Here is an 11840-nt window from a genome sequence, read left to right as displayed (position 1 = left end):
ATGGCCGTGTCGCGATCTGGATAGCGCCGCCCGAAGCCTGCCGCGTACGTCTCCACACACCAGCGCGCGCAACAGCGCTGCATTCTCCGGAGGAGACCATCATGACCGCATCAGCTGCAATTCAGGCCGGCGCGACCGCAGAGCCGGATTTCACCGCGCTCAAGGCACGCCAGCACAGCGCGTGGTCGTCCGGCGACTACGCCATCGTCGGCAACACGCTGCAGATCGTCGGCGAGGAACTCTGCGAGGCGCTTGACATCCGCGCCGGCCAGAAGGTGCTCGACGTGGCCGCCGGCAACGGCAACGTCACATTGGCTGCGGCGCGGCGCTGGTGCAACGTCGTCTCGACCGACTACGTGCCTGCCCTGCTCGACCGCGGGCGCCAGCGTGCCGCCGCCGACGGCCTGTCCGTGCAGTTCCAGGAGGCCGATGCCGAGGCGCTTCCGTTCGGCGATGGCACATTCGACGTGGTGGTCTCGACATTCGGCGTGATGTTCACGCCCCGGCAGGAGCGCGCCGCCGCCGAGCTCACCCGGGTGTGCCGCAGCGGCGGCAAGATCGGCCTGGCCAATTGGACCCCCGACGGCTTCATCGGCCAGTTGTTCAAGACGCTCGGCAAATATCTGCCACCGCCCGCCGGCGCCAGATCGCCGGCGCTGTGGGGCACCGAGGCACGCATCCGAGAGATGTTCGCCGATGCCACCGACATTCGCTGCCATCGGCGTCATTTCGCGATGCGCTACCGCTCGCCTGAGCATTTCGTCGACGTGTTCAAGACCTACTATGGCCCGGTGCTCAAGGCCTTCGCTGCGCTTGATGGCGACCGCCAGGCCGATCTCAAGCGCGACATGCTGGCCCTGATCGGGACGCTCAATCGCGCCGAGGACGGCACGATGGTGGTGCCGTCGGAGTATCTCGAAGTGGTCATCATCAAACGCTGAGATCGTCAGCTCTGCATCACCCAGTCCGGCAGGCGCGCGAACCAGGGCTGCGCCTGCTCGAGCTGGCGGGCGAGCCGCAGCAGCCTCGTCTCGTCGCCGAGCCGGCCCATGCGGGCGCGCCTGCGTCCCGCGCTCAGCTCCCGCCGGCCGCCCTCTTCTTCGCAGCACCGGACTTGGCGACGCGCGCCTTCGCGGCGCGCGGCTTGGGACTGGTGGCCCTGACCGCCAAGCGGGCCTGCGGCCGAATGCGGTAGCGTCCCGACCCCACCGGATCGCGGTTGCTGACCTGGTTCTGCGGCACGCCCTGCAGCACCTGGACGATGTCGTCGCGGACCACCGGGAAGATCCGGTAATACTGGTGCTGCTGCGGGTCCTGCTCGAACGTCGTCACATCCGAACAATCGATCGCGGTGACCTTGTCGCTGATGCTGCCCATGTTGTCGGGACCGTCGCTGCCGAGCCGCGGACCGTTGAATTTCGTGCCCGCGCTCAGCGTATTGAGCACCCAATCCTTGGTCGAGTGATAGACCGTGACGCTGCTCGCGGTGCGCGGCAGATATTTCAGCTTCGCCGGGTCGTCGAACGCGTCCGCGTCCTCGTCGGCCGCCGCGAGCACGACCTTGTCGAAGGTCCTGCGCAATCCGGTCAGGGACGGCTGCGTCCCGCCCATCCGCACCATCGCCGGAACGCCGCCGGCCATGGCCGCGCCGGCGACCGGGTCGGGCATCTGCATCAAGGCCTGCAACGCGTTGCGCAGGACATAGACGCCCATGCTGTGACAGATGAGATGAATGCTCTGGTTGCAGCGTTCGCTCTCGGGCAGCCCGTCGACGAAATCATAGAGCCGCCGCAGCGTGCGTGCCACGGCCGGGCCGGATGCCGCCGCCGTCTTGCGATCGTGCTGGTAGTCCACAAAGGGCAGCGGCACGCCGACCAGCGAGGCGACCGACGGCCAACTGAACACGAACATGTTGGCGTCGATCCCGTAGAACGCCGAGATCCACCCGGCGCGTTCGATCGAGTCGACGAAGCTGTTGCTGAAGCCGTGAATGAACGCCAGCGTCGGCCGCGCCTTCGCCAGCATGTCGGCACGCAGGGCGCCGAAGATCGTATTGCTGCCGAGGACCGCACGGGAGCCTTGCGGAAAGATCAGTTGCTCATCCTCGACATGAAGCGATCCAGGCACCAGGGCATAGCTCGATGCCTGCAGATCGACCGCGATCTCGGCCCGGCCATACCTGATGTTCAAGCCGTTGACGGGACCGAGCTCGGAGCTGAACCCGGTAATCTGATTCGTGCCTTCAGCCGTGATCGGTTGCCTGTTGGTCGCGAAATAGACTGTGACGTTCATGATCCAGCCCTCTGAAAGTATCGCCAATGTGCATGGCACGGCACCGGACGAGCGGACCGTCGGAAGCGACGCGGAGTAGTTTCCGCACGACGGCAGCGACGTGCGATGTGCCGGGCGCGAAGAACGTGGCCGTCCGAAGAACGTGGCCGTCCGAAGAACGTCGCCGAGCCGGCGCGGCTTAGGCGACCGCGCTCCACCTAAGATAGAACACCACAAACAGCGCGCACGCAATCGCGATGGACGTGCACGGCGTCGTGCGACGCACGACCGCGCTGCTCGAACCGGCCCGCCGGGTGTGGTCAGCTCTGCATCACCCAGTCCGGCAGGCGCGCGAACCAGGGCTGCGCCTGCTCGAGCTGGCGGGCGAGCTGCAGCAGCCTCGTCTCGTCGCCGAGCCGGCCCACGAACTGCACGCCGAGCGGCAGGCCGTCGGCGGTCCAGTGCAGCGGCACGCTCATCGCCGGCGTGCCCGTGAGATTGGCGAGCTGCGTGAACGGGACATATTGCAGGCTGTCGCGGGCGATCTTGTCGATCATGCCGTCGAGCAGGCCCCAGCGCGTCATCAGCCCGAGCAGGCCGATGCGGTCGAGGATGTCGAGCAGGGTCTGCTCGGCGGTGCTCGGATCGCCCTCGCCGTGCCGGATTGGCGGATGCGCGAGCGTCGGCGTCAGCAGCAGGTCGTAGCGGGCATGGAAGCGCGCGAGCGCCCGCGCGAACTCGTTCCATTTCAGCAGCTGCGTCGTCAGCGCGCCGGCCGAGATCGCGCCGCCGAGCGTCGACAGCACCCGCGTCAGCAGCTCGAACTCCTCGCGCCTGGCGCCCTTGCCGCGCGCGTCGGCGACCAGCGCCGCGACCTGGCCGAAATAGATGTGCAGGAACGCTGTCGCGAGCGCGGCGCCATCGATGTCGGGCGAGGCCTCCTCGACCTCGTGACCAAGGCCTTGCAGCAGCTTCACGGCGTTGTCGACCGCAAGCTTCGCCTCGGCATGCACCTCGGTCCCGATCGGCGACGCCACCGTGTAGCCGATGCGCAGGCGGCCGGGATCGCGGGCCACCGCGTCGGCGTAGACCACGCCGGGCTCGGCGGTGAGAAAGGGATCACCGGGCTCGCCGCCCGCGATGACGTCGAGCGCGAGCGCGGTGTCGCGGACGCTGCGCGACACCACGCCCTCGCTGGATGCGCCGAACCAGTACTCGCCGAAGCCGGGCCCTGACGAGATCAGCCCGCGCGATGGCTTCAGGCCGAACAGGCCGCAGCAGGCGGCGGGAATGCGGATCGAGCCGCCGCCGTCATTGCCGGCGGCCATCGGCACGACGCCCGAAGCGACCGCCGCCGCAGCGCCGCCGCTGGAGCCGCCGGGCGTATGTGCGGGATTCCAGGGGTTGCTGACGCGGCCGAAGGCGCGGGAGTCGCTGACGCCCTTCAGCGCGAGCTCCGGCAGGTTGGTCTTGCCGAAGATTACGAGGCCGGCCTCGAGATACCGCCTCACGACCGAGGCATGCTCGCCGGCGACGAATCCGGATAGCGCCTTGCTGCCATAGGCCGTCGGCAGGCCCGCATAGTCCTGGGCGCAGTCCTTGATCAGGAACGGTACGCCGGTGAGCGGGCCGTTGGCGGGCTTGGCGAGCTGCGCGCGGGCCTCGCGCTCCATCAGCCTGCAGACGGCGTTGGTCCTCGGCTGGGCCCGCTCGTTCTGCGCCAGCGCGAGCTGCAGCAGCTCCGCCGCATGGGTCTCGCCGCCCTTCACCGCGGCGGCAAGCGCCGTCGCATCGCGCTGCACATAGTCCCGGACGTTCACATTGCCCTCCCCGCGCCGCCATTCGTCGCCGTGATCGTAGCTGATTCTGGCTGCGACCGAGGCGCAGTTGCGCCGAACGCGGCGGCAATACGGCGCATTGGCGGCAATCGTGGCCACACGATGATCTGCTGCGGTCGACTTGAGGGCGGGATTACGCAGTCTGGTCCTGATTTTAGTTAATTTGATTCAGATCATTCGTCCTGTCCCTTGCACCGACCTAACCTTATGCATCGTTAGTTGCGTAGAGTGACGAGAGAGCGATGGGACGCCTCGCAAGCCTGCTGAGCCGAGCGCACGGTCCGCATGAGGATGCGGCAGCCCTGCCCGTGACCACCGCCGACTACTTCATCCTGCTGTCGCGCGCGATGGAGAGCCTGCCGGATTCCACCCCCGAACGCCGCGCCGAAGTCTACCAGTCGGCCCGCCAGGCGCTGGTGACCCAGTTGCAGGCGATGGATCCGCCGGTCTCGCGATCACGCATCAAGGCCGAGCAGCGCGCGCTCGACGATGCGGTTGATACGATCGAGACACGCGCGCTGACGGCGCCGGACGGCAGTCCGGAACAGACGACGACGCTGGTCCCGGATGACCCGCTGTATCCCTCCTTCGTTACTGCACAAATCGACATTCCGACCGCTTCCGTTTCAACAGCTCAAGATGATGACCAGGACCCCGCCATGGCTCAAACCCAGTTTCATTCCAAGTTTGCCCCGCGCGCCGTCGAGGAGAAGCCGATGTCACGACTCGATGAAATCAACCGGGTGCTGCGCAAGCTGCAGAGCGACTCGTTCGGGGTCGAGGCCTGCGCGCTGATCTCGGAGGACGGGCTGATGATCGCGAGCGTGCTCGCGGCCGACATGGAGGAGACGCGGGTTGCCGGCATGACCGCGACCTTGCTGTCGCTCGGCGGCCGCGCCGCCATGGAGCTCGGCCGCAGCCATCTGCAGGAGGTCATCATCCGCGGCGAGTCCGGCTATGCCGTGCTGGTCAGCGCCGGCCGTGGCGCGCTGCTGCTCGCGCTCACCAACGAGAACAGCAAGCTCGGGCTGACCTTCTTCGACATGCGCGAAGCCGTCAGATCGCTGCAGAAGGTACTGTAGCGCACCGTCGTCCAATGAGCCGGCGCGCTGCGATGGCGCGGCGCCGGCGGGAGTAGTTTCATGGCCAATACCGTCCTCTACGACGACGGCGTTCACAAGAACATTCTGCTGGAGGATTTCGGCGCCGGCGACCACGCGGTGCAGGCGAACCAGCATCTGATCATCCACGACCGCGTCGGCATGCTGCTCGATCCGGGCGGCCACAAGGTCTATTCCAGGGTGCTCAGCGAGACCTTCAGCGAGCTCTCGGGCGGGCGGCTGAAATATCTGTTCCTGTCGCACCAGGATCCCGACATCGTCGCGGCGATCAACGGCTGGCTGATGACGACCGACGCCGACGCCTACATCTCCGAGCTGTGGACCCGCTTCGTGCCGCATTTCGGCTTCGACCACATCGTTGCCCACCGGCTGAAGCCGATCCCCGACGAGGGCATGGTGTTCGATCTCGCGGGCAGCAGGCTCTACGCGCTGCCGGCGCACTTCCTGCACAGCGAGGGCAATTTCCAGCTCTACGATCCGATCTCGAAGATCCTCTACAGCGGCGACCTCGGCGCCTCGATCGGCGTCGACTACACCGTCGTGCGCGACTTCAAGGCGCATACGCGCTTCATGGAGGGCTTTCACCGGCGCTACATGGTCTCCAACCGCGTCATGAAGGCGTGGGCGCAGATGGTCAGCACGCTCGACATCGAGATCATCGCCCCGCAGCACGGCGCGCTGTTTCCGGATGCTACGATGTCGCGCCAGTTCATCGCGTGGTGCGCGGGGCTCGAATGCGGCATCGACCTGATCACGCCGAAATTCAAGGTGCCCGTGGGCTGACATGCTGGCGCCCTCCCCGAACTCCGCTCTGCCTTCGCCCACCATGCGCATCGATGCGTGCACCGTGGCCGGCGAGGAGGCGCCGGTCTGGCTCGCCGCGGCCTTCGCCGTCGCCGGCACCCTGATCGCCGTCATGTCGGCAGCGCTCTGGCAGCAAGGCACCGCCACGCCGCCGGTCGCGACGGCCGCAATGCCGGTGACGGCCGTACCGCAGCGCGACGCCCCCGTTGCCGACGCGGCACCCAAGCGACGGGAGGCGCGGATCGTCGACCCGGCACCGGTCGCGGCGCCGCCGATGCCGCCCGCGATCGCTCCCGTCGTGATCGCGCCACCGACACCGCCGGTCGCCCCGGCAGCGCCCCCGGAGCCCCAGAGCCCTGCGAAGCCCTCCGCCGAGTGCTTCGCGCCGCTGGCGGTCGGCTTCGAGCGCGGCAGCGCACGACCGAACCCTGCCGACATGAAGCGGTCGCTGGCGATCCTGCAACGCGCGCTCGCGCGCCACGGTGAGGCGACCATCATCATCGAGGGGCATACCGATGCCAGCGGCACCGAGGATCTGAACGTGCTGCTCAGCTATTCGCGCGCCAAGGAGATCGCGGCCCAGTTGAAGCGCGAGGGCCTCCCCGCGCAGCGGATGTCGGTGCGCGCGGCCGGCGCCGGCGAGGCGCGCGGCGATGCCCAGGCGGTCGCGGGCGACCGCAAGGCCGTGCTGCGCATTGCGGGCGTCGATGATTGCAGTCAACTCACAGCGACGAAGCGACCATGACGATCTATGCCATCGTGAGCGGCCTCGGCGCCGCCATTCTGCTCTTGACCTCGGGCTATCTGTTCGGCGCCCGCCAGGGCGCGCTGTCCCGCGAGCTGTTGCGCCGGCAGGTGCAGATGCAGGCGGCCAGCCTCGACCAGTTGCAGGAGCAGAGCAGCCACGACGCCATCGAGCGGGAGACCAGCCTGCGCAGCGCGATCGAAGATGTGCTGGCGCCGCTGGTCGAGCGTGAGCGCATCTCGCTGGATCTGGCGCAGCTCGCGAGCCGGCCGGGCCGGCGCCGCGAGCTGGTGCCGCTGCTCGACCGCATCGCCGAAGTCGGCCGCTTCCAGACCGTGCTGCTCACCAACGAGGAAGGCTTGCCGCTCGCGGCCAATACGACCGCACACCGCACCGAGCAGCTTGCGGCGGCGGCGACGCGGCTTGCGCTCGTGGCGGAGAAGATCGCCGACGAGACCCACATCGCGCCGTTGTCGGTGATGCTGCGCGACGCCTCGGAGGCGACGACGCTGTGCCGGATCTTCCGCGTGCAGGACCAGACGCTCACTCTGACCGCGCTCTCCAACGATACGCGCCTCGCCTCCGTGGCGCTCGATCCCGCCCTCGCCAAGGTGCAGGTCGCGCTGACGGCCCCGGCCTGACACCTCCTCAAAACGCAAAGGGCGCCGCACCTCTTGCGAGGCACTGCGCCCTTCGCCGACCTCATTGTCAGGGATGAGGCCGACTACACGCGGCTGCGGCCGCGGGCGAGGCCCACGACGGCCGAAACCAGAAACAGCACGATGGCGATGAAGAAGATGATCTTGGCGATCTCGATGGAGGCACCGGCGACGCCGCCGAAGCCGAGAATGCCGGCGATCAATGCGATAACCAGGAAGGTGACAACCCAGCCTAACATGACACGACCTCTGTCTCTCGATTGCGGTTCAAAGCGACGCGGAGCTTGCGCCGTTGCCGAAATAATCGTGGCTCGGAACAAAGGTTCCGGCCACGCGGGTCGCTAAAATTTCGCGATTTGCCGGAACAAATGCCCAGCGAGGCTGGAGTGGCGTCCGCCTGGCCCGATTTAGGGCTGTAAAACGCCGGCCCCGGCCCCATATAGCCGTCAATCCCTGCTATGAGGGCTCCTTCCTGCAGACCTCGTGATGCCGTCATATGATGCCATCCGAGGGACGAGACTGATTCGCTGATGACCGAGCCCAACCGCGTGAGCCCCTTTCCTGCGCCTGACCACCAGCCCGTTGCCGGCGGCATCGCCGCGCGCGCTCGCGCCGCCGCGACCGGTGGCGCGCGCTATCTGGCCGGCCTCAATCCGGAGCAGCGGGAGGCGGTCGAAACGCTCGATGGCCCGGTGCTCGTGCTCGCCGGCGCAGGCACCGGCAAGACCCGTGTGCTGACCACGCGCATCGCGCATATCCTGAGCCAGGGCCGCGCCCGGCCGAGTGAGATCCTGTCGGTGACCTTCACCAACAAGGCCGCGCGCGAGATGAAGACGCGGCTTGCCGAGATGCTCGGACAGGCGGTCGAGGGCATGCCGTGGCTCGGCACCTTCCACTCGATCTCCGGCCGCATCCTGCGCAGCCATGCCGAGCTGGTGCAGCTCAAGTCCAATTTCACCGTGCTCGACGTCGATGACCAGATCCGCCTGCTCAAGCAGTTGCTGCAGGCCGAGAATATCGACGACAAGCGCTGGCCGGCGCGCATGCTGGCCGGCCTGATCGACGGCTGGAAGAACCGCGGCCTGGCGCCGTCCCAGGTGCCTTCGGGCGAGGCCGCCGTGTTCGCCAACGGCAAGGGCGGCAAGCTCTATGCGAGCTATCAGGAACGGCTGAAGATCCTCAACGCCGCCGATTTCGGCGACCTGCTGCTGGAGAGCATCCGGCTGTTCCGCGAGAACCCTGACGTGCTGCGGCAATATCAGAGCCGCTTCAAGTTCATCCTGGTCGACGAGTATCAGGACACCAACGTCGCGCAATATCTGTGGCTGCGGCTGCTGTCGCAGGCGCCGAGTTCGTCGCGTGCCGTCGCCCCATCCTCCGTCACTCCGGGGCGGCTCGAAGGGCCGAACCCGGAATCCCGCGCTGAGGATAGCCAACTGCGAGATTCCGGGTTCGCACCTGGCGGTGCGCCCCGGAATGACGACGACGCCGCGCAGGGCGCCACGCCGCCGCTCAAGAACATCTGCTGCGTCGGCGACGACGATCAGTCGATCTATGGCTGGCGCGGCGCCGAGGTCGACAACATCCTGCGCTTCGAGCACGACTTCCCCGGCGCCAAGGTCATTCGCCTCGAGCGCAACTACCGCTCCACGGGTCACATCCTCGCCGCCGCCTCGCACCTCATCACCCACAATGAAGGCCGGCTCGGCAAGACCTTGCATACCGAGGACGTCGAGGGCGAGAAGGTCACCGTCACCGGCGCCTGGGATTCCGAGGAGGAAGCGCGCGGCATCGGCGAGGAGATCGAGGAGCTGCAGCGCAAGGGCGAGCATCTCAACGACATCGCGATCCTGGTGCGCGCGTCCTACCAGATGCGCGAGTTCGAAGACCGCTTCGTCACGCTCGGCCTGCCCTATCGCGTGATCGGCGGCCCGCGCTTCTACGAGCGCGCCGAGATCCGCGACGCGCTGGCTTACTTGCGCGTCATCAACTCGCCGGCCGACGATCTCGCCTTCGAGCGCGTCGTCAACGTGCCCAAGCGCGGGCTCGGCGATGCCACGGTGCAGATGCTGCACGACCATGCCCGCAAGCGCCGCATCCCGCTGTTCGAGGCGGCGCGCGCGGTGGTCGAGACCGACGAGCTGAAGCCGAAGGCGCGCGGCTCGCTGCGCGGGCTGATCCTGCAGTTCGAGCGCTGGCGCGCCCAGCGCGAGGTGACGCCACACACCGAGCTCGCCGAGATCGTGCTCGACGAGAGCGGCTACACCGAGATGTGGCAGAAGGACCGCTCGGCCGATGCGGCCGGGCGACTGGACAACCTCAAGGAGCTCGTCCGCTCGATGGAGGAGTTCGAGAACCTACACGGCTTCCTCGAGCACATCTCGCTGGTGATGGACCGCGAGGGCGCGGCCGACGAGGAAGCGGTGTCGCTGATGACCTTGCATTCGGCCAAGGGGCTGGAGTTCGACAACGTGTTCCTGCCGGGCTGGGAGGAAGGGCTATTCCCGAGCCAGCGCACGCTCGACGAGCAGGGCCGCGCCGGGCTGGAAGAGGAGCGCCGCCTCGCCCATGTCGGCCTGACCCGCGCGCGGCGCCGGGCAAAAATCTATTTCGCCACCAACCGCCGCATCCACGGCACCTGGACCACCACGATCCCGTCGCGCTTTCTCGACGAGCTGCCCGCGGCGAGCGTCGAGATCACCGAGTCGAAGGGCGGCTCGGGCTGGGGCGGCGCCGGGGGCTACGGCCCGTCGCGCTTCGACAACGTGGAATCGTTCGGATCGAGCTATTCCACGCCGGGCTGGCAGCGCGCGCAGGCACGTCGGCCGGGCGCAGCGCGCGGTTCGTCGGAGGGCGGCTTCAAGGAAGAGCCGTCGCCGTTCTCGGGCCGTGATCCGTTCGGCAGCGGCTTCGGCGGTCATTTCGGCCGTGGCAAGCGCGGACCGATGACCATCGAGGGCGAGCTGGTGGCGAAATCCACCGGCACGACATCCGAATTCGCCCTCGACGACCGCGTCTTCCATCAGAAGTTCGGCTATGGCCGCGTCGTCAAGATCGACGGCAACAAGCTGACCATCGCCTTCGACAAGGCCGGCGAAAAGCACGTCGTCGACAGCTTCGTGCAGCGGGCGTGACCTGACCGCCACGCCTGCGCTTGCCGCGTAGCCGCTCGCCGCGATCGAACTTCACACTTCGCCTTGGTTAGGCCTTGACCGTGGCAGCGTGCATCGTATGAGATGCAATCATGGTCCGGGGATACATTCTGTTGAGTGTTGCGGTCGCGCTGTGTGTGCCCTCGCTGGCGGCGGCGCAGACGATGAGCTTTGGCGATTCCGCGGGGCTGATCGCGTCGAGCTGCGGCGCCGACATCACCGCCAATTGCCGCGGCGTCAATCTCGACTCCAACCGCCTCAAGGAATGCCTCTCGCGCAACCAGGACGTGGTCTCCGCGCAGTGCAAGGCGACCTATTTCAAGGCGTTCGAGGCGATCCAGAAGCGCATCGCGGCACGGGTCACGGTCGCCAACGCCTGCCAGCGCGAGATCGTCAAGCTGTGTGGCGGCTCCACGAAGGAGACGAGCAAATCGATCCCGTGCCTGATGACGGCCAACGGCGTGAGCGCGCGGTGTCAGCAGGCGATGGGTGAAGCGGGGTATCGCTGATGCGGCGGACCGCGAGATCATTGCTGTCAGGGCCGATCGTGGCTTCGCTGATGGCCGCGAGCGCGCCCGCCTGGTCGCAGGAGCCGGGTCGCGAGGACATCGTGCGCCAGCTCGGCCGCTTCGAAACCGCACCCACGCTGGATCTGCCGGCGCTGAAGCAGCAGACGCAGGAGCGTTCCAGGTCGCGCGGGCGCAACGAGCCACCGCCGCAGAAGCGTCCGCCGATCGCGCCGGAGCTGATGAATCTGCCGGCCTTCAACGTCGACATCCAGTTCGACGTGGACACGCCGATCGTGCGCCCGGAATCGTACCAGACCGTCGGGCGGATCGCCGATGCGATGGTGTATTCCGATCTGCTGCCCTACACCTTCCTGATCGTCGGCCATGTCGAGGCCAACGGCAAGCGCGAGGCCAACGTCATCCTGAGCCAGCGCCGCGCCGACGCGATCCGCGACATCCTGGCGAACACCTTCAAGATCTCGGTCAAGCGGCTGCAATCGATCGGACTTGGCGAGGAGCAGTTGCTCGACCCGTCCAAGCCGACCGCCGCCGTCAATCAGCAGATCCAGATCATCCCGATCGCAAAGACCGTAGAAGAGGCCGCGCCGCCGCCTTCGGCCCCTGCCCCGGCAGCGCCCCACAAGCAGGCCCCGCGCAAGCATCGCAGTTGATGCAATTGAGACCTGCGCTGAGGCCATGAACCCAGCGCGCTGCAGGTGCGACTGTTGTCTCAGCAGGTTG

The 11840-nt window shown here is 67.4% G+C and carries 11 protein-coding genes; 8 read left to right on the top strand and 3 right to left on the bottom strand.

Annotation, left to right across the window (positions count from 1 at the left end):
* Nucleotides 1-101 precede the first annotated feature (101 nt).
* On the top strand, nucleotides 102-941 hold the full coding sequence (locus ACQR13_RS28880) for a class I SAM-dependent methyltransferase (RefSeq protein ID WP_316169800.1): 840 nt from the start codon (nucleotides 102-104) through the stop codon (nucleotides 939-941).
* 133 nt (nucleotides 942-1074) lie between these two features.
* On the opposite strand, the gene ACQR13_RS28875 is transcribed toward ACQR13_RS28880, so the two are convergent.
* Nucleotides 1075-2292 carry an alpha/beta hydrolase gene (locus tag ACQR13_RS28875; protein ID WP_316165973.1) on the bottom strand — a complete coding sequence of 406 codons (1218 nt, stop codon included), beginning with the start codon at nucleotides 2290-2292 and terminating at the stop codon, nucleotides 1075-1077.
* Between the two features lie 299 nt (nucleotides 2293-2591).
* Complete coding sequence (locus ACQR13_RS28870) at nucleotides 2592-4091, bottom strand: amidase (protein WP_434863480.1); 1500 nt, start codon at nucleotides 4089-4091, stop codon at nucleotides 2592-2594.
* Between the two features lie 260 nt (nucleotides 4092-4351).
* On the opposite strand from ACQR13_RS28870, the gene ACQR13_RS28865 reads away from it, so the two are divergent.
* Genes ACQR13_RS28865 through ACQR13_RS28850 form a run of 4 tightly spaced genes read left to right on the top strand, consistent with a single transcriptional unit; the run spans nucleotide 4352 to nucleotide 7420 of the window.
* Nucleotides 4352-5191 (top strand): roadblock/LC7 domain-containing protein, encoded by an 840-nt coding sequence (locus ACQR13_RS28865; RefSeq protein ID WP_315825259.1) that lies wholly within the window; start codon nucleotides 4352-4354, stop codon nucleotides 5189-5191.
* 60 nt (nucleotides 5192-5251) lie between these two features.
* Complete coding sequence (locus ACQR13_RS28860) at nucleotides 5252-6013, top strand: MBL fold metallo-hydrolase (RefSeq protein ID WP_315713400.1); 762 nt, start codon at nucleotides 5252-5254, stop codon at nucleotides 6011-6013.
* Nucleotide 6014: 1 nt separating this feature from the next.
* On the top strand, nucleotides 6015-6779 hold the full coding sequence (locus ACQR13_RS28855; protein WP_315752453.1) for an OmpA family protein: 765 nt from the start codon (nucleotides 6015-6017) through the stop codon (nucleotides 6777-6779).
* A complete protein-coding gene (locus ACQR13_RS28850) occupies nucleotides 6776-7420 on the top strand; it encodes a hypothetical protein (protein WP_315713402.1) in 645 nt (214 codons plus the stop codon). The genes ACQR13_RS28855 and ACQR13_RS28850 overlap by 4 nt, the downstream gene beginning before the upstream one ends.
* An 83-nt stretch (nucleotides 7421-7503) precedes the next feature.
* Here the strand turns inward: ACQR13_RS28850 and ACQR13_RS28845 are convergent, their stop codons facing one another.
* Complete coding sequence (locus ACQR13_RS28845) at nucleotides 7504-7677, bottom strand: DUF1328 domain-containing protein (RefSeq protein ID WP_009030497.1); 174 nt, start codon at nucleotides 7675-7677, stop codon at nucleotides 7504-7506.
* 291 nt (nucleotides 7678-7968) lie between these two features.
* On the opposite strand from ACQR13_RS28845, the gene ACQR13_RS28840 reads away from it, so the two are divergent.
* The 3 genes from ACQR13_RS28840 to ACQR13_RS28830 all read left to right on the top strand — a co-directional run bounded on the left by ACQR13_RS28840 (nucleotide 7969) and on the right by ACQR13_RS28830 (nucleotide 11770).
* Nucleotides 7969-10572 carry an ATP-dependent helicase gene (locus ACQR13_RS28840; RefSeq protein ID WP_434863473.1) on the top strand — a complete coding sequence of 868 codons (2604 nt, stop codon included), beginning with the start codon at nucleotides 7969-7971 and terminating at the stop codon, nucleotides 10570-10572.
* A gap of 110 nt (nucleotides 10573-10682) precedes the next feature.
* Nucleotides 10683-11099, top strand: a complete 417-nt coding sequence (locus ACQR13_RS28835; RefSeq protein ID WP_315713404.1) for a hypothetical protein — start codon at nucleotides 10683-10685, stop codon at nucleotides 11097-11099.
* Nucleotides 11099-11770 (top strand): OmpA family protein, encoded by a 672-nt coding sequence (locus ACQR13_RS28830; RefSeq protein WP_315713405.1) that lies wholly within the window; start codon nucleotides 11099-11101, stop codon nucleotides 11768-11770. The genes ACQR13_RS28835 and ACQR13_RS28830 overlap by 1 nt, the downstream gene beginning before the upstream one ends.
* Nucleotides 11771-11840 lie beyond the last annotated feature (70 nt).

This window comes from Bradyrhizobium sp. HKCCYLRH3059 (assembly GCF_051168035.1).
In the GTDB taxonomy this organism is placed as follows: Bacteria; Pseudomonadota; Alphaproteobacteria; order Rhizobiales; family Xanthobacteraceae; genus Bradyrhizobium.
The sequence above is the reverse complement of the archived record's forward strand: the minus strand, read 5'-3'. Positions and strand labels throughout refer to the sequence as shown.